Annotated in this window: 24 protein-coding genes; 16 read left to right on the forward strand and 8 right to left on the reverse strand. The window is 44.4% G+C overall.

The genetic code is table 11. From position 1 onward, the window contains the following. Positions 1 to 5: 5 nt before the first annotated feature. The 4 genes from cobU to J4N44_RS09175 are packed head-to-tail and all read right to left on the reverse strand — an operon-like array spanning position 6 to position 3,016. Positions 6 to 539, reverse strand: coding sequence for a bifunctional adenosylcobinamide kinase/adenosylcobinamide-phosphate guanylyltransferase (gene cobU / locus J4N44_RS09160; protein ID WP_252044308.1), 534 nt, complete (start codon positions 537 to 539; stop codon positions 6 to 8). Beyond that, positions 536 to 1,342 carry an adenosylcobinamide-GDP ribazoletransferase gene (locus J4N44_RS09165; protein ID WP_252044310.1) on the reverse strand — a complete coding sequence of 269 codons (807 nt, stop codon included), beginning with the start codon at positions 1,340 to 1,342 and terminating at the stop codon, positions 536 to 538. The genes cobU and J4N44_RS09165 overlap by 4 nt, the downstream gene beginning before the upstream one ends. Next, positions 1,342 to 2,385 carry a nicotinate-nucleotide--dimethylbenzimidazole phosphoribosyltransferase gene (gene cobT / locus J4N44_RS09170; protein ID WP_252044312.1) on the reverse strand — a complete coding sequence of 348 codons (1,044 nt, stop codon included), beginning with the start codon at positions 2,383 to 2,385 and terminating at the stop codon, positions 1,342 to 1,344. Before cobT ends, J4N44_RS09165 begins: the two co-directional genes overlap by 1 nt. A 19-nt stretch (positions 2,386 to 2,404) precedes the next feature. Continuing rightward, positions 2,405 to 3,016: a flavin reductase family protein gene (locus J4N44_RS09175; RefSeq protein ID WP_252044314.1), complete on the reverse strand. Its 612-nt coding sequence runs from the start codon at positions 3,014 to 3,016 to the stop codon at positions 2,405 to 2,407. A gap of 735 nt (positions 3,017 to 3,751) precedes the next feature. Here J4N44_RS09175 and J4N44_RS09180 point away from each other — a divergent pair. From J4N44_RS09180 to purT, 8 genes are all read left to right on the forward strand, one after another. After that, positions 3,752 to 4,447, forward strand: a complete 696-nt coding sequence (locus tag J4N44_RS09180; protein WP_017818004.1) for an NAD(P)H-binding protein — start codon at positions 3,752 to 3,754, stop codon at positions 4,445 to 4,447. 195 nt (positions 4,448 to 4,642) lie between these two features. Beyond that, the gene (locus tag J4N44_RS09185) at positions 4,643 to 6,016 is read left to right on the forward strand and encodes an L-cystine transporter (RefSeq protein WP_053050855.1); all 1,374 of its coding nucleotides are present in this window, start codon (positions 4,643 to 4,645) and stop codon (positions 6,014 to 6,016) included. 221 nt (positions 6,017 to 6,237) lie between these two features. Next, positions 6,238 to 6,918, forward strand: a complete 681-nt coding sequence (locus tag J4N44_RS09190) for a DUF1826 domain-containing protein (RefSeq protein WP_252044317.1) — start codon at positions 6,238 to 6,240, stop codon at positions 6,916 to 6,918. Between the two features lie 161 nt (positions 6,919 to 7,079). After that, the gene (gene sbcB, locus J4N44_RS09195; RefSeq protein ID WP_005445536.1) at positions 7,080 to 8,501 is read left to right on the forward strand and encodes an exodeoxyribonuclease I; all 1,422 of its coding nucleotides are present in this window, start codon (positions 7,080 to 7,082) and stop codon (positions 8,499 to 8,501) included. A gap of 58 nt (positions 8,502 to 8,559) precedes the next feature. Further along, positions 8,560 to 8,934 carry a CidA/LrgA family protein gene (locus J4N44_RS09200; protein ID WP_005445537.1) on the forward strand — a complete coding sequence of 125 codons (375 nt, stop codon included), beginning with the start codon at positions 8,560 to 8,562 and terminating at the stop codon, positions 8,932 to 8,934. A gap of 1 nt (position 8,935) precedes the next feature. Next, positions 8,936 to 9,613 carry an LrgB family protein gene (locus J4N44_RS09205; protein WP_005445538.1) on the forward strand — a complete coding sequence of 226 codons (678 nt, stop codon included), beginning with the start codon at positions 8,936 to 8,938 and terminating at the stop codon, positions 9,611 to 9,613. 255 nt (positions 9,614 to 9,868) lie between these two features. Next, complete coding sequence (gene cdd, locus J4N44_RS09210; RefSeq protein WP_252044319.1) at positions 9,869 to 10,756, forward strand: cytidine deaminase; 888 nt, start codon at positions 9,869 to 9,871, stop codon at positions 10,754 to 10,756. A gap of 148 nt (positions 10,757 to 10,904) precedes the next feature. Continuing rightward, positions 10,905 to 12,080, forward strand: a complete 1,176-nt coding sequence (gene purT / locus J4N44_RS09215) for a formate-dependent phosphoribosylglycinamide formyltransferase (protein ID WP_042606220.1) — start codon at positions 10,905 to 10,907, stop codon at positions 12,078 to 12,080. A gap of 76 nt (positions 12,081 to 12,156) precedes the next feature. Here purT and J4N44_RS09220 read toward each other — a convergent pair whose 3' ends face one another. After that, positions 12,157 to 12,807: a thiopurine S-methyltransferase gene (locus J4N44_RS09220; protein WP_252044321.1), complete on the reverse strand. Its 651-nt coding sequence runs from the start codon at positions 12,805 to 12,807 to the stop codon at positions 12,157 to 12,159. 336 nt (positions 12,808 to 13,143) lie between these two features. On the opposite strand from J4N44_RS09220, the gene J4N44_RS09225 reads away from it, so the two are divergent. After that, complete coding sequence (locus J4N44_RS09225; RefSeq protein ID WP_252044323.1) at positions 13,144 to 13,917, forward strand: nucleotidyltransferase family protein; 774 nt, start codon at positions 13,144 to 13,146, stop codon at positions 13,915 to 13,917. A 143-nt stretch (positions 13,918 to 14,060) separates the two neighbouring features. On the opposite strand, the gene ihfA is transcribed toward J4N44_RS09225, so the two are convergent. Continuing rightward, positions 14,061 to 14,357: an integration host factor subunit alpha gene (gene ihfA / locus J4N44_RS09230; protein WP_005445544.1), complete on the reverse strand. Its 297-nt coding sequence runs from the start codon at positions 14,355 to 14,357 to the stop codon at positions 14,061 to 14,063. 526 nt (positions 14,358 to 14,883) lie between these two features. Between ihfA and J4N44_RS09235 the strand changes: the two genes are divergently transcribed. The 7 genes from J4N44_RS09235 (at position 14,884) to J4N44_RS09265 (ending at position 18,682) form a co-directional block, all read left to right on the forward strand. Then, a complete protein-coding gene (locus J4N44_RS09235; protein ID WP_252044325.1) occupies positions 14,884 to 15,762 on the forward strand; it encodes an AEC family transporter in 879 nt (292 codons plus the stop codon). 182 nt (positions 15,763 to 15,944) lie between these two features. Continuing rightward, positions 15,945 to 16,184, forward strand: a complete 240-nt coding sequence (locus J4N44_RS09240; protein WP_252044328.1) for a hypothetical protein — start codon at positions 15,945 to 15,947, stop codon at positions 16,182 to 16,184. A 21-nt stretch (positions 16,185 to 16,205) separates the two neighbouring features. Beyond that, positions 16,206 to 16,628: a hypothetical protein gene (locus J4N44_RS09245; RefSeq protein WP_017817999.1), complete on the forward strand. Its 423-nt coding sequence runs from the start codon at positions 16,206 to 16,208 to the stop codon at positions 16,626 to 16,628. Between the two features lie 152 nt (positions 16,629 to 16,780). Then, positions 16,781 to 17,041, forward strand: a complete 261-nt coding sequence (locus tag J4N44_RS09250) for a hypothetical protein (RefSeq protein ID WP_005445548.1) — start codon at positions 16,781 to 16,783, stop codon at positions 17,039 to 17,041. Further along, positions 17,041 to 17,424, forward strand: a complete 384-nt coding sequence (locus J4N44_RS09255; protein ID WP_017817997.1) for a hypothetical protein — start codon at positions 17,041 to 17,043, stop codon at positions 17,422 to 17,424. The genes J4N44_RS09250 and J4N44_RS09255 overlap by 1 nt, the downstream gene beginning before the upstream one ends. Further along, the gene (locus J4N44_RS09260; RefSeq protein ID WP_029791121.1) at positions 17,415 to 17,753 is read left to right on the forward strand and encodes a hypothetical protein; all 339 of its coding nucleotides are present in this window, start codon (positions 17,415 to 17,417) and stop codon (positions 17,751 to 17,753) included. The genes J4N44_RS09255 and J4N44_RS09260 overlap by 10 nt, the downstream gene beginning before the upstream one ends. 203 nt (positions 17,754 to 17,956) lie before the next feature. Beyond that, complete coding sequence (locus J4N44_RS09265) at positions 17,957 to 18,682, forward strand: metallophosphoesterase family protein (protein ID WP_045490251.1); 726 nt, start codon at positions 17,957 to 17,959, stop codon at positions 18,680 to 18,682. A gap of 89 nt (positions 18,683 to 18,771) precedes the next feature. Here J4N44_RS09265 and pheT read toward each other — a convergent pair whose 3' ends face one another. Together pheT and pheS are read right to left on the reverse strand one after the other, a co-directional pair. Further along, positions 18,772 to 21,159: a phenylalanine--tRNA ligase subunit beta gene (pheT, locus tag J4N44_RS09270; protein WP_049535856.1), complete on the reverse strand. Its 2,388-nt coding sequence runs from the start codon at positions 21,157 to 21,159 to the stop codon at positions 18,772 to 18,774. Between the two features lie 18 nt (positions 21,160 to 21,177). Next, positions 21,178 to 22,161: a phenylalanine--tRNA ligase subunit alpha gene (pheS, locus tag J4N44_RS09275; protein ID WP_005439802.1), complete on the reverse strand. Its 984-nt coding sequence runs from the start codon at positions 22,159 to 22,161 to the stop codon at positions 21,178 to 21,180. Positions 22,162 to 22,374: the final 213 nt, after the last annotated feature.

The raw sequence follows: 22,374 nt of genomic DNA on the forward strand, positions 1-22,374 counted from the left end.
CCGTCCTATGGTTTGAGCTCAAGCGGCAAACCCGCAGCGACAAACGTGACTCGCTCACACACGGTCGCCAGTTTTTGATTCATCCGTCCCGCATTATCTACAAAGTAGCGACTGACAGCGCCGAGCGGCACAATGCCCATACCGACTTCGTTAGAGACAAAAATCAGCGTCGCGTCAGATTGCGCCGCCGCATTCACCAACAACTCAATTTGCTCCTCTAACCGCTCATTACAGCAGTCATCACCGAGTTCAAAGATCCAGTTGTTGAGCCAAAGCGTAAGGCAATCAACTAACACGACATCTTGAGACGAAAAGTCACAAATGAGCCCAGGCAAGTTAAGCGGACACTCACGTTCAATCCACCCTGCCCCTCGCTGCAGTCTATGGTGAGCAATGCGTTGCTTCATTTCTTCATCAAAAGGCAATGCCGTCGCCACATAGTGAAGCGTTCCGTTTTTATTTTGTGCCCATTGTTGCGCCCTGCTCTCTGCTAAGCTCGATTTTCCTGAGCGAGCACCACCTAGAATAAGTTGCTTCATAATGAATGACTAAATGCGATAAGAGTGAGATAAACAAGCAACTCTGCAAGCTGCTGCGCAGCACCAAGGCAGTCGCCAGTAAATCCGCCGATACGTTTGGTCAGCCAGCGTTTAAAGCCGACACGAAACAGTGCCAATACCAATACAATAATAACAGCCTGAGTCACACCCAGTAACAACGTTACAACCCCACCAGTTAAGAGCAGTATCGCGACTTCCAAGCTCGATTGCTTATTCGCTAACGGTTTACTTTTCGAGGTATCCGCGTCACTAACGTAAGGCATGTCATATATGAGAGTGGCAGCCAACGCTCGGCTCACGGTAAACGCCACGACGATCATCAGCCAAAACTGAGGTTCATTGGCTAACTCGCTCCAAAATACAAACTTCGCCAGCAGCGCCATCATTAACGTTGCCGCTCCGTAAGTCCCGATGCGGCTGTCTTTCATGATGGTTAAGCGGCGCTCTAACGTCATACCACCGCCAATGCCATCCGCCATATCCGTTAAACCGTCCTCATGGAACGCGCCGGTAAGCAGCAAGCTAAAAGCCATGGTTAACACGATGGCAACTGAGTTTGGGAACAATAAACTTGCCAGTGAAAACACAGCTGCGCACAGTAGCCCAAGCAACACACCGACCAAAGCAAAGTATCGCCCTGCTTGGTTCATGCGCGTTTCACTGTAAGGTAAATCAGAAGGCACAGGTATACGGCTAAAAAAGCTTACTGCGAGCAAGAAAAGCTCACTCTGATAGCGCAAAGAACGAGTCTCTGAATGGAGTGTATTATCAGAAGCAGACACTAAACCGTCACTCCCGCACTCTCAAAGCTCGCCATGTTGTTGTAAAACTGAGTCGCCGCTTTTACGAGTGGCAAAGCAAGTGCAGCTCCGGTTCCTTCACCTAAGCGCAGTCCAAGATCTAAGAGAGGCTCCGCTTGTAAGCATTCCAGCACAAACTTGTGCCCATTCTCTTCTGAGTTATGAGCAAACAACATGTAATCTCGCGTCTCTTCATCCAATAGAGTCGCGACATAAGCGGCTACAGAGACGATAAATCCGTCGACTAAAACAGGCGTTTTGTGGCGTTTCGCTTCTAAGAATGCGCCAATCATTTGCACAATTTCAAACCCACCGACTTGAGCCAGTGCACCTTTGCTATCAAGGTCACGACAGCGATTCACACCTTGCGCGACTAGCTTGATCTTGCGGTTGAGTTGCTCTTGAGTAATGCCCGTGCCATAGCCAACGCAATGGTCGACTTCCAATGGACTCAGCGCAGTTAACAATGCCGATGCCGAACTGGTATTGCCAATCCCCATCTCACCAAACATCAACAAGTTCGAGCCATTAAGGATCGCCTGCTGCGCGACCTGGGCTCCATATTCTAAACCTAGCGCGACTTGTTCTAGTGACATCGCCGTTTGTTTAGCAAAGTTTGCCGTGCCATTTCCCAGACGTTTCTCAATCAGGTTGGGATGATTTTTAAAGTCAGGAACTAAGGTATCGATGGGTGACAACATGCCACAATCAATGACCTTAAAGTCAATTTGGTTGAGATCGCAGAAACAGTTAATAGCAGCGCCACCAACGAGAAAATTCGCCACCATTTGTTGAGTCACAGCACTTGGCGCAATGCTCACCCCTTCTTCGGCGATACCGTGATCACCAGCAAATACCAACATGGTTGGTTTGCGAATTTCTATTTTTTCAACCGCTTGAGGCTTATCTTGGCTTTGAATTAACGCCAGTTCTAGCGCCACTTTTTCGAGCAAACCAAGAGCGCCTAATGGTTTGGTTTTGTTATCAATGCGAGCTTGAATTTCTGAGGCAAAAGAGCGATCCATGATGATGATTCCTTATTCTTTATTTTGGACGAGCGACAGAAAAAGTTTTTTCTAACGTGGCGTATTCATTACCGCCTAACCGAGCTAATGGGTCGACAGCTAAGGCATCAACTTTTAAACGGTCACCCTCCATGGATATGACCCGCTCATCGACATAAATGTGTTCAATCTCTGCAAAGATTAAACTTTGCGGTGTCTCCCCCATCTCTATCACTTCGTGCAACTTACAGCCGAATGCAATTGGCGCGCCCTCTAAGCGTGGTAATTCGAAACCTTGGAAATCAACCGTCTCAAGTTGAGTAGCTTCTAGTTCAGATTCCCCATGTTCTAATGTGGCAGAAGATAAAGTGACTTTATCCACGAGCTCGCTGGGTGCAATATGGATAACCAACTTACCGGTTTCTAATGCGTTTCGCGTGGTGTCCTTGATGTCCCCATTGGGCTTTTTTCCCACAGAAATCATCAATAAAGGTGGACAGCTAGAAACCGCAGTAAAGTAGGAAAATGGTGCTAAGTTGAAGTTTTGCTCACCTGAGTCTGTGAGCACCCAAGCGATTGGGCGAGGAATGACAGTTTGAGTCATCAAATGGTACACCTGCGTTGGCGCAAGCGTACTGAGATCTATGTTCATACGACGTCCTTGGTCTTAGAAAACCGCGAGAGAAATGAGACTCCCGACAAATTGAGAGAACAAGTGTACCCCTCTCCCGTGCAATTTCATCTGATTTTCTCTTTTTGACAGCGCTTTTTGTCAATTCGACAGTCATATTGATAAAAATGTTATTTCAACCTGCTCATTTAGCGATAGAAGAAAAACAAAGTCGAGCAATGAAGCCACATATGTAAACAAGATAACCTTTCTTTTAAGAGGTAAGACCGAGAGTCAGCCCACCTATCGAAACAGGTCTATATAACTGAATAATAAATAATTTTAATTTCCATTCGTCGATTTAAAATGATTTTTTGTTCCTTATAGGGTTGTTAGATTAGTTCCGATTTACCCACAACATTCCAATGTTGGCACGAGTGATGCTATTTAGATCTTGTCCCCGACAATAAAGAGTGAGAAATCATGTTTGCCAATCAAAGTCGTCGCCCTGCTAAGAAAGGCAAGCCCAACAAACAACGCCCATCGCGGCAATCCATACCCTTATCATTCTCCTAGGAAAAAAGACCCGTTCGTCCCGCGGGTCTTTTTATTTGCGGGTATTTTATTTGCTTAGCTTTCTATACCTAAGTAACCTCGAGATGCTAGGTTCACTGAGTTCGATTGATTAAATGTCATACATTAGCTACCTGACTGCAGCTTCGTGGAAGAAATGCGCTACAATAGCCTAAGCACTTGTTCTTAAACAGGAAGGATACAATGGGCAACGATTCAAATGCATGTGTAATTATTGCAGGTGGTACAGGTCTTGTAGGGAAAGAAGTCATGGCTAAACTTGTCTCACAGCCTAGCATCGAAACGCTATATTCTCTCTCCCGCCGAACGATCACTGGTATCGAGGATCCAAATAACAAAATTGTCCCATTGTTAGACGCGGCGCTCACAATCCACGATTGGGACGATCAGCAACCGATTCCACGCGTCGGTTTTATTTGTCTCGGCACCACATTAAAACAAGCTGGCAGCAAAGATGCTCTGCGAAAAATCGACGTCGAATTGGTATGTAAAGTTGCTCAACAAATGAAGATGATCGGTGTAAAACGCATCGCTGTGGTTTCGAGTCTAGGCGCAAAAGCGTCTTCTTCATCCCATTATCTAGCTTGCAAAGGACATATGGAAAAAAATATCGAGAGGATGGGCTTTGAAGAAGTGGTGTTCGCAAGGCCCGGACCTCTGGTCGGACAGCGAGAAAATCCTCGTACGGATGAAAAGGTTGTTCAGACACTTTCTAAGGTAATTCGTCCGCTTATGCTTGGTAAATTGGCGAACTTTGTACCCGTTCATGCTCAAGACGTAGCCAAAGCGATGATTTATCAAGTTTTCAGCTATCAAGAAGAAAAAGTCATTTATTTGCATAGAAAGGATATGCTTGATCTCATTAGGCACTATGATTGAAAAATTTCGCCTAAATATTACGCTAAATCAGTCATCAACGAGAGTCGAGTCGCATTTTTTATATTCATTTTAGATCTATCTAATACCTGTTAATCATTTTTAAAGTTATATCCCACTCGGTATCTTACCCAACCAGTATATAGCTCCGTATAAAATTTAATCAGCACTTCTTATGCCGATTACTAAGGTAAGATTATGAATTTCGCAGTGGTTGCTTCTCTGGCGGTGTTTATCGCCATATTAATGTTCCTTTTTAACCAACAACAAAAACAAAACACACTCTCGCGTTTGGTTTTAATTGGCTTGGTTACGGGCTCTCTTTTCGGTCTTGGACTGCAACTTATTCATGGCGAAGGCAGCGATGTCATTGGACAAACACTTGAATGGGTCGGCATAGTCGGCAGCGGTTATGTTGGTCTGCTTAAAATGGTGATTATGCCTTTGGTATTGATTTCCATGATTTCCGCCGTTGTAAAGCTAGAGAAAGGCGGTTCGCTGGGTAAGATCTCTGGTCTAACGATTTCTGTTTTGCTGGTAACAACAGCCATTGCTGCCATGATCGGTATTCTTGTTACGACTACATTTGGTTTGTCTGCCGCTGGATTAACTGAAGGTGCACGTGAAACGGCTCGTATTGCCGTATTAGAGAGTCGAGTAGAATCAGTAAGCGACCTAACGATTCCTCAGATGTTAGTAAGCTTTATTCCAACTAACCCGTTTGCCGATCTTACAGGGGCTCGTTCTACATCGATCATTGCTGTGGTTATCTTTGGTGTTTTAGTCGGTATCGCTGCACGTAAAGTGATGGCAGAAAAAGAAGAGTTGGAATCTCCAATTCGTACTTTTGTGGAAGCGGCACAATCCGTGGTTATGCGCCTGGTTAAGATGATCATGGCATTAACGCCTTATGGTATTGCTGCCCTTATGGCGAAAGTGGTCGCAACATCAAGTGCTGCCGACATTTTTAATTTGCTTGGCTTTATTGTTGCGTCTTACGTTGCAATTGCACTGATGTTCCTTGTTCATGGTCTACTTGTTTCTTTTGTCGGCGTTAGCCCTGCTGAGTACTTTAAAAAGATTTGGCCAGTACTGACATTTGCATTCACGTCACGCAGTTCAGCGGCAACGATTCCACTTAACGTTGAAGCACAAATCACCAAGCTAAACGTACCACCAGCAATTGCGAACTTGTCAGCGTCTTTCGGTGCCACTATCGGTCAGAACGGCTGTGCAGGTATCTACCCAGCAATGCTTGCGGTAATGGTAGCGCCAACAATGGGTATCGATCCTCTAGACATCAACTTTATTCTGTCACTGATTGCCATCATCACGATTAGCTCATTTGGTATTGCCGGTGTCGGCGGCGGCGCAACCTTTGCTGCCCTGATTGTACTGCCTGCGATGGGCTTGCCTGTGACAATCGCAGCGCTACTGATCTCTATCGAGCCACTAATTGATATGGCGCGAACTGCACTTAATGTCTCTGGTGCAATGACTGCAGGTACCATTACCAGCCGATTGTTGAAATCCACCAACGACAATGGACAGTTAGAAGAACAAAAAGCGTAGCTGTTCTCAAAAAATAACTCTCAGTTTGAGCCGATGGTTTCTCCATCGGCTTTTTTGTATTTAAGCGCACCAAAGTGAAGAGTCATCCCCTTCCTATCTTCTCCAATTAATGCCTTACTCCCTACTCGCTAACTGTCTAAACTGATTTATCGAGCAGTATTGTTATGATATAACATTTCACAAATATCAAAATGAACACAGATAACATCGGAGGTAATGTCATGAGTTCAACTTTAATCGAGTCCACTTCAACTGAGGCTCTTGAGTGCACACTTCGAGCGCCGTGTTTCAGTTCAGGCGAAGAGCCAACTGTGTTAGCAAACATCTATCAAGAAGACATCAATATCGCAATCTGGCGGCGACAATTCGATCAACCGGTTGCCGATGCCACGAATCGGTTCATCACCTCCCACCCTAACTTCAATAAATCGCTGAATGTATCTCCTGAAAATACTTATGAAGTACTGCAATACGCAACCGATGGGCAGGCGCCGGATGTATTGTTGAGAAATATCGTGGAGTTAGTCGACATGTTTTGCTATTTATTTGAGTTAGAAGACGCAGGACTGCGCCTAGCGACACTCAATAGCGCGATGTGTCCCCGTTTTCACGTTGATCAAGTCCCCTGCCGCCTAGTCACTACCTACCAAGGCATTGCGACTCAATGGATTGCTAATGACGTACTTGATCGCTCAAAGCTCGGTCGCGGTAGTCATGGGCTTTCGGATGCAGAATCCGGCTTATACAGAGCAGAATCAGACATCAGGCACCTTTCTGTTGGTGACGTTGCACTGCTAAAAGGTGAGCGTTGGATCGGAAATGAAAACAAAGGGCTGGTTCATCGCTCGCCTAGTATCCAATCGAATCAAGCTCGTTTGTTGCTCACCCTTGATTTTGGCTAATAAAAATCAGCGATTGTCCAAGCATTAACCAAATAAAAAACTTCAAGCCGAAAGTGACACTTCGGCTTTTCCATTTTCACAACATCACCTTGCATCTTTCGTTGCGAGTCAAGGCGTTGAATGGTCTAATACTCCTATCGGTTCCGTAAACGGTAAGCAGAATGCACCAAGACAATCAGCCCACTTTTTTCTTTTTCGATTACGAGACTTGGGGAACAAGTCCAGCCAAAGACCGCCCAAGCCAGTTTGCTGGCGTTCGCACTGATGAAAACTTCAATATCATTGGTGAACCTTTGGTGATGTACTGTCGTCCACCTGCTGATTACCTTCCTTCGCCAGAAGCAGCTTTGATCACTGGTATTACACCACAAAAAGCAATGCAAGAAGGCTTACCTGAACCTGAGTTTATCGCCAAAATTCATGCCGAATTGTCTAAACCAAAGACGACTAGCCTTGGCTACAACAGCATACGTTTTGATGATGAAGTCACTCGTTACACTTGCTACCGAAACTTCATCGACCCATACGCATGGAGCTGGCAAAACGGCAACTCGCGATGGGATTTGCTTGACGTGATGCGCGCATGTCATGCCCTGCGTCCTGAAGGCGTAGAGTGGCCAGAGAACGATGAAGGCTTTACAAGCTTCAAGCTTGAGCATTTATCCGTGGCTAACGGCATTGAACACAGCAATGCTCACGATGCGATGGCCGACGTGATTGCCACGATTGAAATGGCGAAGAAAGTTAAAGCCGCCCAACCTAAGCTATTTGACTACTTTTTCTCGATGCGTAACAAGCGCAAACTCAATGAGCTGGTTGATATTGTCAATATGACTCCGTTGATGCATGTATCAGGCATGCTTGGGCGTGAATGCCAATACACAAGCTGGATTGTGCCTGTGGCTTGGCACCCAACCAACAACAACGCTGTTATCACGATTGATTTAGCCAAAGATCCTCAGCCGATCCTTGAACTTTCAGCGGAAGAACTGAAAGAACGATTGTACACCAAGCGTGACGAATTGGGCGACTTACTGCCTGTACCAGTGAAGCTAGTGCATCTGAACAAGTGCCCTATTCTCGCTCCAGCAAAAACATTAACCGCGGAAAATGCGGAAGTCATTGGTATTGACCGCCAACAATGTTTAAACAATTTAGCGTTGTTGCGCCAACACCCAGAGATCCGAGAGAAGCTGATTAGTCTATTCTCTATAGAACGTGAATTCGAAAAGAGTAATGACGTTGATACGCAGCTTTACGATGGCTTTTTCTCGCCTGCTGATCGCGCTGCTATGGACATCATTCGTGAAACCGATCCGAATAACTTAGCCGCACTGGACATTGAATTCGATGATAAACGAATCAAGCCATTGCTTTTCCGTTACCGTGCTCGCCATTATGCAGGCACATTAGATGAACAAGAACAAAGACGCTGGGCACAACATTGTCGTGAAGTTTTCGAAAGTCAGATTGAAGAGTACATGATGAATTTAGAAAACTTAGTTCACGAACATGAAAGTGACGAAAAGAAGATAGCAATATTAAAATCCGTCTATCGTTATGTAGAGAGCCTAGCCTCCTAATTTCTTACCTTGTTCAAGCGCACCTTCGGGTGTGCTTGTTGTTTTATATGCTGTCAAAATGATAAAAGATCGATTACTACAGCTGATCCATTTGCTCATCTCCCTCGCACTCATCATGGGAGCACTTGGTATCGGCAACACCATTCAAAAATTCATTGGCATTTCTGTTCCAGGAAGTGTCATCGGGATGCTTGTGCTGTTTTTCTCAATGACCCTTGGCTTAGTCAAAGTGGAATGGGTTAAGCCAGGTGCAACCCTATTCATCCGCTATATGATCCTGCTATTCGTGCCTATCAGCGTGGGTCTGATGCAACACTTCGATATGCTACTGGCTAACGCACTGCCAATTATTGCGAGTGCAGTAGGCGGCTCACTGATCGTTTTGGTCAGCTTGGCATGGTTCTTAGATTACTTACTGAAGGAGAAGCACTAGTATGTGGTTACTTGTCACTATTGTGGTTTTCCTTGCCGCACGCCAAATCGCAATCAAGGTGAACAATCCGATTGCTAACCCGCTTTTGATCAGTATCGCGGTATTAATCCCGTTGCTAACCTTTTTGAAAGTGCCATTTGAAACATACTACGCTGACAACGAATACATCAGCTTTTTACTTCAACCCGCCGTTGTTGCGCTGGCATATCCACTTTACGAACAACTGCCTCAAATCAAAGCCAATTGGCGCATTATCACTCTGGCTTGCACGTTAGGTAGTGTTATGTCCATGCTTACCGCTACGCTCATTGCGGTGGCATTTAAAGCTGACATTAGCTTAATAGCCAGCTTGGTTGGTAAGTCTGTGACGACCCCTATCGCGATGGAAATCTCTAGCCACTTAGGCGGAGAAGCAGCTGTTGCGGCAATTTTAGTGCTTATTGTGGGTTTGTTTGGTGCCATCCTCGCGTACCCGATCTTCAATATCATTGGTATTAAGCATCCAATTGCGCGCGGTCTAACAATGGGTACTGTTTCTCACGCTCTCGGCACCGCAACATGTGCTGAGAAACAACCGGGAGATGCAGCATTCTCATCTCTTGCATTGGTGCTTTGTGGCATCATCACCTCGATTCTCGCGCCAAGCTTCTTTGCTTTGGCGGTTTGGTTATACCAATAATAACCTCAATGACCTGCTTTGCTATCAAGTGAGCAGGTCATAATCTCCTCTAGAAAATTCGCAGTATGAATATACGTTGATATAGTTATTAGTGGGACAGAGATAACGTTAAATCTTAGTGAAATCGAATACATGTGTGAGCTCACTCTAATTATGTAACGTAAATTATCATTACACACATTAACGTGATCTAAAGCACAGAACATTTCCACCTTTCACATAGAATAACTGTCCATGCAATAACAAGGATTCAACATGAAAAGTCGCATTGAACAGGCGCTAGCAAGCGCTCCTGAAGCACTTTCAACACCTCTTGCTCCTATCGTCCTTTCTGGCGATTTTGATGCCACTATTTCTGAGCAACAGTTTGAAGCGCTACTGAACGCTACCAATCTTTCTGATAAAGAGCTTCGTGTTGCTCTACTTCCTTTTGCCGCTGCGTTTTCTTACGCACCGATTTCTGAATTCTATGTAGGCGCGATTGTTCGTGGTCTATCTGGTCGCCTTTACTTCGGTGCGAACATGGAGTTTTTTGGTGTTCAGTTAGGTCAAACTGTTCATGCTGAACAATGCGCGATTAGCCATGCTTGGATGAAAGGCGAACGTGGTGTTAAAGATATCACCATTAACTACAGCCCTTGTGGTCACTGTCGTCAGTTCATGAATGAACTAACTACGGCGAAAGAATTAAAGATCCAATTGCCAGAGCGTGAAGAAAAATCGCTACACGACTATCTTCCTGAAGCATTCGGTCCTGCTGATCTTGGTATCCAGTCAGGTCTAATGGCAGAAGTGAAACACGAGTTTGCTTGCGATGACAACGACACTCTGATCCAAAAAGCAGTTACTGCGATGAACATCAGTCACGCTCCATACACTAACAACTTAAGTGGCATCGCTCTTGAGATGAATAGTGGTCGTGTATTCCAAGGTGCTTACGCAGAAAACGCAGCGTTCAACCCTAGCCTTCCACCACTTCAGGTTGCCTTAATTCAAATCCTGATGGCAGGCGAGCAGTTTGAAGACATCAAAGCCGCAGCACTAGTGGAGAACTCACAGGGTAAGATCAGCCACCTAGCCGATACTCAATCAACACTAGAGGCACTGAACCCAGATATTCCAGTGAGTTTTGTTAACATTTAACTCACAATGCTCTTATGAGAGAGGCTCTGCATGACGCAGGGCCTTTTTTTATTGTTTAAAATCACACGCAAACGTTTGCTTCATTCGCAAAAATCAGTATGATCCCCTGCAAATTCGCTTCCACCACTTTATTTTGTAAGGGAACACTATGTTTGGTACTGCTACTAGCACTCATGCTACCCGCGTATTACTTCTGGGCTCTGGCGAGCTTGGTAAAGAAGTAGCAATTGAATGTCAACGTCTTGGTTTAGAAGTGATCGCGTGTGACCGTTATGCTGACGCACCAGCAATGCAAGTCGCTCATCGCAGCTACGTCATCGATATGCTTGATGGCAAAGCATTAGAAGAAATCATCAAGAAAGAGCAACCTGCTTATGTGGTTCCGGAAATTGAAGCTATCGCAACAGACAAATTAGTTGAGCTAGAAGAAAAAGGCGTGAACGTCGTTCCGACAGCGAAAGCAACTAAGTTGACTATGAACCGCGAGGGCATCCGTCGTCTTGCAGCTGAAGAGCTAAGCTTAACGACTTCTCCTTATCAGTTTGCAGATAACTTTGATAACTTTAAAGCGGCAGTTGAGCACGTTGGTATCCCTTGTGTAGTAAAACCTGTGATGAGTTCGTCTGGTAAAGGACAAAGCGTCATCAAAACAGAACAAGATGTGCAAGCAGCGTGGGAGTACGCGCAAGAAGGCGGTCGTACTGGTGCTGGTCGTGTGATCGTCGAAGGCTTTATTGACTTCGACTATGAAATTACGCTGCTGACAGTACGAGCGAAAGATGGCGTCCATTTCTGCGCACCAATTGGACATCGTCAAGAAGATGGTGACTACCGAGAGTCGTGGCAACCACAAGCAATGTCAGATACTGCGATTAAAGCAGCAGAATACACAGCGGAGAAAGTCGTAAATGCGCTCGGTGGTTACGGCATCTTCGGTGTAGAGCTGTTCGTGAAAGGTGATAAAGTAATTTTCAACGAAGTTTCACCTCGTCCACACGACACTGGCATGGTAACTATGATTTCTCAGGAAATGTCTGAGTTTGCTCTGCATGTTCGTGCGTTCACTGGCATGCCAATCAACAGTATCATTCAATACGGCCCGTCCGCGTCAGCTGTCATCCTAGGGCAAGGTACATCAACAGATATTCGCTTTGATAATCTTGCCAATGCCCTGGCTCAACCACAAACTCAAGTTCGTTTGTTTGGTAAGCCTGAAATCGATGGTCGCCGTCGTTTAGGCGTTGTTCTAACGCGTCGTAAGACTATCGAAGATTCGATTGAAGATGCAGTGAACAGCGCTTCTAAAGTACAGATCGTTTACTGATTTCACTAGTTCGCTCCAAGAAACAAAAAGCGCAGCCCAATTGGCTGCGCTTTTTATTTGTATAAACTCGGTTACCCTATTCACTTTCAATTAAATACACTTCTTCAGAGAAGTGACTCAGACCCTTTTTGGCAATTTTAGGGTGATTATCATCGGCTTGATCTACGTTTAAGCATGTGATCTTATAACCGGAAAATAACTGTTCAATCTCTTCTACAGGAACACTAAAAGGAGGTCCTGCCATCTCTTCTTGCGGGTAGTTCAACGTGACCAACAAGATACGACCGCCAGGATTCAGCAATTGCTTAACACGAGCAGCATATTCTGCTCGCATCTCTTTAGGAAGAGCCACTAACGCAGCGCGATCGTAAATGATATCGGCTTTAGATACTGGGGCGGTAAAGAAATCACCCGTATAAATCGACAGCTCATCAAACTGATATAACTCGTGCATACCATTAACAGGCGTTACCGTTGGTGTGTAAAAATGCTCAGCAAAAAACGCTCTTACCGCAATTTGGCTTAGCTCAACGCCCTGAACTTCGTCGTGTTTGGTCGCTAACCAAATCAAATCCTCTGACTTACCACACAGAGGCACCAAAACTTTATCATCACGCTTTGCAGCCGTATGTTGCCAAAATGCAGGCAATAGTGGGTTCACGTCTTCTAGATGAAAACCGATTTGGTTACTGACCCATTTATTGTGCCAAAATTCTTGATCTCTCATGATTCTTCTACTTGTCGGCTGATAGTGGATTCGAGCTTTGCGCTTCACTTTTGTGGGCTAAGACTAATGATTTTTTCAAATTTGTCTATGCCGTTCATCTTTGGTTAATACTGCAATGTTAGTATGGCTAACGTTCAAGAAGGAACCCTTCCTTGTTCTGATGGTCAGAATAAAGGAAAGCAAAATGGTGATCTAGAACACGATTCCACCATAAGGTTGAAAATCAACCTTGGAATCTATCGTAGAGACCCCATTAACTAGGTAGTACCTGATTTGCGAATCTTAGTGACCTTTTCGTTACCCATTTTCTAAGTGCAAGCAAGTTAAGGAGAGTGAATGAGCTTATTTCTACGTACTACGGCATTGATGCTATTAGTACTAAGCCGTGCGCCGGCTTTCGCCGCACTTCCAAATATCCCGAGTAACGAGCAAGACCGTTCTGCTAGCCAAAACGAAGTTTGCTCAAAATTGTTTAAACATAGCCTTAGTGGTTTGTATGGCATTCAGTCAATCGACTCCAAACCAACACAGCCTTATTCAGATTTCGACGTACTTTACAGCAAAGCGCACCAAGCGCAGTTTGAGCTAGAAACCATCTGTAAGAGTACTGCCCTTCTCACTGACGCACAGCCTTATTTTGCTGGCGTTAAATCTCAGCACCGCGCCGAAGAGAAAATCGCCCACGAACTTGACGGTCAAGTAGAACGTATCACCGACTTAGCCCGTGCAACTATCGTTGCAAATGACGTAGCAAGCTTGGTGTCGGTATATGAAACGTTAGAGCGCGAAACAACCATTGTTAAAGTAAAAAACCGCTTTAAAAAACCAACGGCTTCTGGTTATCGTGATCTCAACTTGTTGGTCCGTTTACCAAAAACCAACCTAATTGCTGAAGTCCAATTGCATCTAAAAGCGATTGCTGATGTAAAAAGTGGTCCGGAGCATGATTTGTACGAGCAAATTCAGAAACTGGAACGTCAAGCTCTGGTTGAAGGTCGTAACCTAAATGATATCGAGATGGCATCAATTCGTAACATGCGTACTCAATCTAAAAACTTGTATCAAGAGGCTTGGCATCCTTACCTAACGACGCACCTAGAAGCAGCCTAAACAAACAGTATTTTAGAAACTGATTCCCTGAATACTGAAAAACCACCGCAATTGCGGTGGTTTTTATTTGTTCTTTAGTCAGTAATGAAAGCCACAAACAAAAAGACCACGACAAAGCGTGGTCTCATTCCATGTTACATGGCTTACTGGTCGGTCTTTAGGTTCTCTACGCGAGCTTTCAACTTCTGACCCGGGCGGAACGTAACGACACGTCGAGCAGTAATAGGAATATCTTCGCCAGTTTTCGGGTTACGACCAGGTCGTTCATTCTTGTCACGAAGGTCAAAGTTACCAAAACCTGACAGTTTTACCTGTTCGCCACTTTCTAGTGCCTTACGAATCTCTTCAAAGAACACTTCCACCGTTTCCTTGGCGTCCCGTTTACTAAATCCCAATTTATCAAACAGGTTTTCTGCAAGTTCGGCTTTTGTGAGCGCCATAAAACTTTCCTCAAAGCTATGTTAAACAATGCTACCTTAGTGTAGCGCCAGAGCAGTTTTACCCTACCAATTCAACAACATATCGGGGTTACATCAGGAAGTGTATGCCAAGCTTATGATTTTCGCCAACTTTTTTCTTTGCTAATATACGGAATGTTGCACCACGCAGATAGTTTACCCACCACCATTTCCAGATTTTCCTTTAATTCCCTCTCCAATGGCAAAAATATCCAGTTCAAATTACTAGATTTGAAACTCAAAACAACATTAATCACTATTTAATAAAAATGTCAGATACTGGCTACTTTACAAACAATTGACACAAAACTTCTTACCTTTTCAGTAAGTTGAGTACGTTTGAAAATAGATCTGGTCGGTCCTATTTAGCAGACTTGTTATTCAGATATAGCGTGACACTAGGAGCATGAAAGCTTGAACAGCGACAAAATTCTATTGATTGCTCCATGACGGTTAACTGAAAGGTTGTTACTGTTTATCCCTGTTTTCACCACGCGAAAGAGCCGCCATGTTGCACCAAGTCATCAGTATCTTATTTCCCGTCTTTGTCTTGGTTTGCGTAGGTTACTTAGTTGGTCGATGCCTCAAGCCCGATTTTCGCCCAATCAATCGCATCAATATGGATGTGTTTACTCCGGCACTGGTATTTTCTTCTCTTGTCGGTATGCCACTAAGCATGGGGCAAGTCCCCTTGCTACTAGCCGCGCTTATTGCTGTCGTAGTACCTGGCATTGTGATGGTTCCCATCGCGAAGTTTTGCGGATTATCATTCAAAGCATGGGCTCCACCACACATGTTTCGAAACAGCGGTAACTTAGCGATACCGCTGTTTACGTACACCTTCGGGGAAATCGCTCTTCCCTCCGCAGTATTGCTTTTTGTCGTTTCAGCATGCCTACATATAAGCCTTGGCGTCATACTACTGAGTAATGGCAATCCGCTTAAACAAATCGTCAAAATGCCGATCTTCTTATCCGCTTTGCTCGCGTTGCTTATCAACATTTCTGGTATTGGTATTTGGTCTCCTCTTTTTGAAGCGACCACATTACTTGGGCAAGCCGCCGTCCCAGTTATGTTGTTATCATTAGGAGCACAAATGTGCCATTTAAGATGGGAGGGTCTTCGAGTGGGTCTTTGGTGCACACTTCAATCACTCGGTACCGGAGCACTCGCCTTTGCCTTAATCTATACCTTGATACCATTGCCAATCATGCAATTACAGATGATGGTGTTGTTTACCATGTTGCCACCAGCTGTAATGAACTACTTGTTTGCTGAACGACTCAATATCGAACCTCTGAACGTTGCTTCTATGGTCTTGTTTGGCAACTTTTTAAGCATTATTACTCTACCGCTGCTACTAACGTTCGCTTTATCACTTGCTTGAACCATGCCTCCACATAATCCATCAACATCAAGCAACGTTTAACAAATCACAACGTAACGCTTCAAATTTGAAATCTAATTTTTAACAATAAATTCACCTTATCTAGCCTTTATACCTCGCTTTTTGAGTGTTTTATCTATTAGCCTGAACCCTCCGCAAATTTACAAAGGAGTTGTAATTTTATGGATAAGACATGCCGTGTGATTTTTCTCGGTGGTGCTCATCACTTAGAGGAAATCACAACAACACTCAACACAATCAAATTTACACCAACAGTGTGCTTTGGCGATGACGAATACGTTCTACTCCTAAAAGGAGTTGGTAATTCACCTAGATACTTCGTTTATGTGCACTCCACTTTGACAGATGAAGAACAAAATGAACTGATTCAATTAATCGAAATTCCGATGAAAAATAAATAGAGGCTTAATGGAGGACAGATAATGTACGAAGTTATTTTTATTGGCGGTGAGAGCCATGGTGAAAATATTTCCCTCAACTCTCTACCCTTAACGGTAGATAAAAATGGAGAAAAATATTCTTTATTTGGCTTAACAGACCCTAACTATGACAAACCTTACAAAATATACTGTACGAAGTATTCAATCGCAGAACGGTATATCCCTCAAATTGTTAAAGTCGAATTTATTGGTGGTCATTGGGATCGAGAATTTGAACACAGAATTCTGGGGTGGATACCTACAAGGGTGAACCGAACTCGTGAGGTCCTCGATAATCTAATAACCAATTCCTATGAATTAGTCACTCAGTTTTCCGACGGGAAGACCGTCCACGCATACGCCTCTGAAGATGTTCCAGAAGTATTTTTAAATGAAAGAATGCAAGCATTGCTCAAAGGAGATTGAAGCAAACTTTATCGCTGACATTGTTTATTTAACAAATTCGCAATCTAAATTTTACGGCTAAATTAACCATGTCTCTTTTTTGAGTCTCGCTTTTTGAGCAATTTATCGATTAGCCTAAAATCTCTCAACACTTGCAACGGAGTTGTAATTATATGGATAAAGAGTGCCTTGTAATTTTTCTAGGTGGCTATGAACACTTAGCAAAAGTTGTAACTACGCTTGATGCCATCAAATTCTCTTCAACAATAAAATTTGGCAATGATGAATATACCCTCATGCCAAATGGATATGGAAATACACCTCGAATCTTCTTTTATGTACACACTGAACTGAGTGAAGACATCATTAGAGAAATGAAAAATATGGTGAAACTTTCTATTGATAAAAAATGGTTTGAAATTGGTGGTGAATAATGGCGTTAGAAGTATTTATTGATATTTGTGGAGTCTCAGCAACAACACGAGAGATAGACAGGGAATGGGTAACCGGACTCGTTAACAGAGCAAAAGACCGCAAATCTAAGGTATGGGTGTCTGTGATTGTCCGAGATTTGAAGCAAGATATTAACATTCGGCTTGCATGCGGTAGTGCACCAAGAATAGCAACAACCACAAACAGCCCAAGACGAAAGCCGCTAACCCAGCTCGAAAGTAAGCTGACGGATCTCTGGTCTATGTTCCGGTGCGAAGGTGGGAACGTTAACGTTCAGGGCGTATGTGATTTTATCCGCTACCTCGAAGGGTGTCAGAGACGTGAGAGTGATGAAAAGCTAAAAAAGGATAAGCAGTGGCATTAATTATTTCCATTGATTGCTGTGGAGTAGTCATTGATTCATTAGAGAGCAACTCGAAAACCATAAACGCTATTGTGACGAAAGCTCAAGAACAAGGACAAAAAGTGTGGCTACGTATATGCCTAAAAGATGTATCGCAGAACATCGATATTGAACTTTGCTGTGGAGAACCGCCGTCTAACTCTGTGCCACCAGCAGCTAAAAGGGGCTCACTCATAGAGAAGAATATTAAAAAACTTTGGTTAGAACTTGGTTGCGCGGGTGAACAAGTGAATGCACAGAAGATCTCTGCATTTTTACTGTATTTTCAAAGCTATATTAATCAGTCCTAGAGAGTAGAACCTGCAAGCACGAACTACCTATCAAGTTAACGTTTAAGAAAGGCGCTGGTGTTCTTCAGTTATCGATTAAGCTGTGGCACTGCGCTTTTAAACTGATGACCTAGAGAAACCTTTTAATGGTAGAGGCATATCAAAAACAAAAGATTGAATGATAGACTAACGTCAAACAACTACCGTTTTTGCTTTGCAACTCTATGACATCAATTATTCAAATCAGCGACTGCCATTTAAGTGACGATTCAAGCTTTGAGAATCTACGTAGCGCGCTTCTTTATGCTCAAAAAGATTCATCATGCGATACCCTTTTGCTCACAGGCGATCTTTGTTGCAACCCCAAACCGGGTGATTACCGTGTACTACTAAGTTTCCTAGAAAAGCACATTCGCGATAAGGAAATATTCGCAATTGCAGGCAACCATGATGACACCAAATTGATGAAGCGGGAACTGGTCGGTAGCTCTATTAACGTAGTGAATAAAGCCAAAATTCATAACCGTGACATGCTGTTCTTAGATTCGAGTGCTAAACCTTTGGATACGCGCCACCCTTTGGGCTCTGGTCGTGTCGATAACCGTGGGCTAGCACGCTTCAATAAACAACTTCGCCATGCGATCAATCCGATTGTTGTTATCCATCACCCTATTATTCCCGTAGGCTCGGATTGGATACAAGCCATTTGCTTGGAAAACAATGCAAGCTTACATGCGCTTTTGGCTAAGTACCGAGTTCAAGATGTTATTTGCGGGCATGGTCATGATGCACTGACTGTAACGCGCCAAGAAGTCACTCAACATATGGCACCCGCTACTGCTTACGGTTTTGACCACAGTATTGACGAATACAACCGCAATGCAAGGATTGGCGTGAATAAGATTCACCTCGAAGGTGAGAGGATGAAGGTAGAGACAGTTTGGCTCTAGTTATTCCCTATTTCCTATCTCTCAAGATATAAAAAAACCCTGCCAAACTAGCAGGGTTTCCATTTCTTAAGAAGATACGTTACATGAGATTAGTCACGTAGAGACGCACCAAACTTCTCAGAAACGTGAGCAACGATAGCATCAACCGCACCAGCGATATCTGCATCTTCTAGAGTACGCTCAAGTGACTGTAGAGTCAGAGCGATTGCTAGGCTCTTCTTACCTTCTTCAACGCCTTTACCTACGTAAACGTCGAACAGCTTCGCATCTTTAAGGAACTCGCCACCTTGTTCTAGACAAGCGTTAACGATATCACCAGATGCAACAGCTTCATCCACGACTACCGCGATATCACGACGGTTTGAAGGGAATTTAGAAAGTGCTACCGCTTCTGGGATCACTTTGCTGTTGATTGCAGACCATTCGATTTCGAAGACGATAGTACGACCATTTAGACCGAACTTACGCTCAAGTTCTGGGTGAACAGTACCGATCACACCCACTTCTTTGCCATCTACGATGATTGCCGCAGATTGACCTGGGTGAAGTGCTGGGTGCTTAGCTGCAGCGAAAGAGTACGCTTTTTCGTTAGCAGATAGCTCTAGAATTGCTTCTAGATCGCCTTTAAGGTCGAAGAAATCAACAGTGTTAGTTTCGATATCCCAATGCTCTTCACCGCGAGTACCTGCGATAACACCGGCAAGCATTGGCTCTTGGCGCATACCGTTTTCTGCAGATTCACATGGGATGAAACGTAGACCATATTCAAATAGACGAACGCGTGGCTGTTGACGCTTCTGGTTGTGAACAACCGTGTTCAGCAGACCTTGGATAAGACCAAGACGCATTGCTGACATGTCTGCAGAAATTGGGTTTGGAAGCACTAGAGGCTCAACACCAGGTACAACTAGCTTTTGTTGCTCAGGCTCAACGAAGCTGTATGTGATTGCTTCGTGGTAACCACGGTCAACAAGAAGATCACGAACGCGTTTCAGTGGAAGATCCGCTTCAACGTGGTTGTGCATCTTAAGTGCTGCTGCTGGGTGTTGGTTAGGAATGTTGTCGTAACCGTAGATACGACCAACTTCTTCAATCAAGTCTTGCTCGATAGCGATATCGAAACGCCATGTTGGTGCTACTGCCACCCAACCTTCTTCAGAAGCTTCAACTGTCAAACCTAGGCGCTCTAGGATTTCTACCACGTCAGCATCAGCGATGTGGTGACCTAATAGGTTGTCTAGCTTAGTACGACGTAGAGCAACTTTGTTTGGCTTAGGTAGGTCTGCTTCAGACTCTACAGCAACAACAGGTGCTACTTCACCGCCACAGATCTCAACAAGAAGCTGAGTTGCACGCTCCATTGCGCTAACCTGCAGTGCGTAATCCACACCACGTTCAAAACGCATTGAAGAATCAGTGTGAAGACCGTAACTACGTGCGCGACCACGGATGTGGTCAGGTGCAAAGAATGCACACTCTAGTAGAACGTCTTTAGTTTCCGTTGTTACACCAGACTCTTCACCACCAAAGATGCCTGCGATTGCAAGTGCTTTGTTGTGGTCAGCAACAACTAGTGTATCTGCGTTTAGTTCTGCTTCGCTACCGTCAAGAAGTGTTAGCTTCTCACCTTGCTCAGCCATACGAACTACGATGCCACCTTCGATCTTCGCTAGATCGAATGCGTGCATTGGTTGACCTTGCTCTAAAAGAACGTAGTTAGTGATGTCTACTACAGGGTCGATAGAACGAATACCACAACGACGCAGCTTCTCTTGCATCCATAGTGGCGTTTCAGCTTGAACGTTTACGTTCTTAACAACGCGACCTAGGTAACGTGGACATGCAGCTGGCGCTTTCACTTCGATAGACACTTTGTCTTCGATTGAAGCTGCTACTGCTTCTACTGATGGCTCAGTTACGTCAGCTCGGTTTAGTACGCCAACTTCGCGAGCTAGACCACGAATGCTGAAACAGTCAGCGCGGTTTGCCGTTAGGTCTACGTCTACTGTTACGTCGTCTAGACCTAGGAATTCACGGAAATCGGTACCGATTACTGCATCTTCTGCTAGCTCCATGATGCCATCTGACTCAACATCGATACCTAGTTCAGTGAACGAACAAAGCATGCCGTGAGATGGTTGACCACGTAGTTTTGCTTTTTTGATTTTAAAATCGCCTGGAAGAACAGCACCAACCGTTGCTACTGCTACTTTCAGACCTTGGCGACAGTTGTGTGCGCCACAAACGATGTCTAGAAGCTCTTCTTCACCCACGTCTACTTTAGTAACGCGCAGTTTGTCTGCATCTGGGTGTTGACCACATTCAACAACGTGACCAACTTTAACGCCGTTGAACGAACCTGCTACAGGTAGCACGTCATCAACTTCTAGACCCGCCATTGTAATTTGGTGAGTTAGTTCGTCAGTGGTAATCGAAGGACTAACCCACTCACGAAGCCATGATTCGCTGAATTTCATAGTGATTTATCCCCTGGATTACTTGAACTGTTTTAGGAAACGAAGATCGTTCTCGAAGAACGCACGTAGGTCGTTCACGCCGTAACGAAGCATTGTTAGACGCTCAACACCCATACCGAATGCGAAACCAGAGTATTTTTCAGGATCAATGCCTACGCTACGTAGTACGTTCGGGTGAACCATACCGCAGCCTAGTACTTCTAGCCATTTACCGTTTTTACCTTTCACATCAACTTCAGCTGAAGGCTCAGTGAACGGGAAGTAAGATGGACGGAAACGTACCTCCACTTCCTCTTCGAAGAAGTTGCATAGGAAATCGTGCAGGATGCCTTTCAGCTGTGCGAAGTTTACGTTCTCATCAACCAGCATGCCTTCCACTTGGTGGAACATTGGCGTGTGCGTTTGGTCGTAGTCATTACGGTATACACGACCAGGTGCGATGAAACGGAATGGTGGTTTGCCATTTTCCATCGTACGGATCTGTACGCCTGACGTGTGAGTACGAAGCATCAAATCTGGGTTGAAGAAGAAAGTATCATGGTCAGTACGCGCTGGGTGATCAGCTGCGATGTTTAGTGCATCAAAGTTGTGGAATGCATCTTCGATTTCTGGACCAGACTCAGTGTTAAAGCCAAGTTCACCAAAGAACTTCTCAATACGCTCTACAGTACGAGTAACTGGGTGTAGACCACCGTTCTCGATACGACGACCTGGTAATGTTACGTCGATCGTTTCTGCCGCTAGCTTCGCTTCAAGCTCTGCACGTTGTAGTGCGTCTTTACGAGCTGCGATAGCTTGCTGAACCACGCCTTTCGCTTTGTTGATCTCTTGACCCGCTTCACGGCGTTCTTCTGGTGGTAGTTTACCTAGGCTTTGAAGTTGAGCAGTTAGCTCACCTTTTTTACCTAGATACTGAACACGCACTTCATCAAGTACGACTAGCGATTCTGCAGCTTCAATTGCTGCACTCGCGTTAGCAATGATCTCTTCTAGATGTTGCATCGTTTCCTCATCTACCTATTGGTAGTATCCATAAGGGAGTGATTGGTTTTTTGATAGCTGTACATAGTAGCCAAACCCGCCACCAAGGCCAAATTGAATTATGAAAAGAAGAGGTTATTGAATAAAAAGAACACAAAAACGTAAAAAAAGCAGCGTTGTCTAGGAATAACGCCCATTTTATCGAGGTTGTTTTTGCATAAGAAGCCAAAGAAA

The sequence above is a fragment of the Vibrio sp. SCSIO 43155 genome (assembly GCF_023716605.1).
Taxonomy (GTDB): domain Bacteria; phylum Pseudomonadota; class Gammaproteobacteria; order Enterobacterales; family Vibrionaceae; genus Vibrio; species Vibrio harveyi.

Excerpts from the sequence above, each read along its gene's own strand:
- J4N44_RS09190 (WP_252044317.1), top strand. The coding sequence starts at position 6,238 with ATGAGTTCAACTTTAATCGAGTCCACTTCAACTGAGGCTCTTGAGTGC.
- J4N44_RS09250 (WP_005445548.1), top strand. The coding sequence starts at position 16,781 with ATGGATAAAGAGTGCCTTGTAATTTTTCTAGGTGGCTATGAACACTTA.
- J4N44_RS09265 (WP_045490251.1), top strand. The coding sequence starts at position 17,957 with ATGACATCAATTATTCAAATCAGCGACTGCCATTTAAGTGACGATTCA.
- pheS (WP_005439802.1), bottom strand. The coding sequence starts at position 22,161 with ATGCAACATCTAGAAGAGATCATTGCTAACGCGAGTGCAGCAATTGAA.
- cobU (WP_252044308.1), bottom strand. The coding sequence starts at position 539 with ATGAAGCAACTTATTCTAGGTGGTGCTCGCTCAGGAAAATCGAGCTTA.
- cdd (WP_252044319.1), top strand. The coding sequence starts at position 9,869 with ATGAAAAGTCGCATTGAACAGGCGCTAGCAAGCGCTCCTGAAGCACTT.
- pheT (WP_049535856.1), bottom strand. The coding sequence starts at position 21,159 with ATGAAATTCAGCGAATCATGGCTTCGTGAGTGGGTTAGTCCTTCGATT.
- J4N44_RS09220 (WP_252044321.1), bottom strand. The coding sequence starts at position 12,807 with ATGAGAGATCAAGAATTTTGGCACAATAAATGGGTCAGTAACCAAATC.
- J4N44_RS09175 (WP_252044314.1), bottom strand. The coding sequence starts at position 3,016 with ATGAACATAGATCTCAGTACGCTTGCGCCAACGCAGGTGTACCATTTG.
- J4N44_RS09255 (WP_017817997.1), top strand. The coding sequence starts at position 17,041 with ATGGCGTTAGAAGTATTTATTGATATTTGTGGAGTCTCAGCAACAACA.
- J4N44_RS09200 (WP_005445537.1), top strand. The coding sequence starts at position 8,560 with ATGATAAAAGATCGATTACTACAGCTGATCCATTTGCTCATCTCCCTC.
- J4N44_RS09205 (WP_005445538.1), top strand. The coding sequence starts at position 8,936 with ATGTGGTTACTTGTCACTATTGTGGTTTTCCTTGCCGCACGCCAAATC.
- J4N44_RS09245 (WP_017817999.1), top strand. The coding sequence starts at position 16,206 with ATGTACGAAGTTATTTTTATTGGCGGTGAGAGCCATGGTGAAAATATT.
- J4N44_RS09235 (WP_252044325.1), top strand. The coding sequence starts at position 14,884 with ATGTTGCACCAAGTCATCAGTATCTTATTTCCCGTCTTTGTCTTGGTT.
- ihfA (WP_005445544.1), bottom strand. The coding sequence starts at position 14,357 with ATGGCGCTCACAAAAGCCGAACTTGCAGAAAACCTGTTTGATAAATTG.
- sbcB (WP_005445536.1), top strand. The coding sequence starts at position 7,080 with ATGCACCAAGACAATCAGCCCACTTTTTTCTTTTTCGATTACGAGACT.
- J4N44_RS09180 (WP_017818004.1), top strand. The coding sequence starts at position 3,752 with ATGGGCAACGATTCAAATGCATGTGTAATTATTGCAGGTGGTACAGGT.
- J4N44_RS09185 (WP_053050855.1), top strand. The coding sequence starts at position 4,643 with ATGAATTTCGCAGTGGTTGCTTCTCTGGCGGTGTTTATCGCCATATTA.
- J4N44_RS09240 (WP_252044328.1), top strand. The coding sequence starts at position 15,945 with ATGGATAAGACATGCCGTGTGATTTTTCTCGGTGGTGCTCATCACTTA.
- purT (WP_042606220.1), top strand. The coding sequence starts at position 10,905 with ATGTTTGGTACTGCTACTAGCACTCATGCTACCCGCGTATTACTTCTG.
- cobT (WP_252044312.1), bottom strand. The coding sequence starts at position 2,385 with ATGGATCGCTCTTTTGCCTCAGAAATTCAAGCTCGCATTGATAACAAA.
- J4N44_RS09225 (WP_252044323.1), top strand. The coding sequence starts at position 13,144 with ATGAGCTTATTTCTACGTACTACGGCATTGATGCTATTAGTACTAAGC.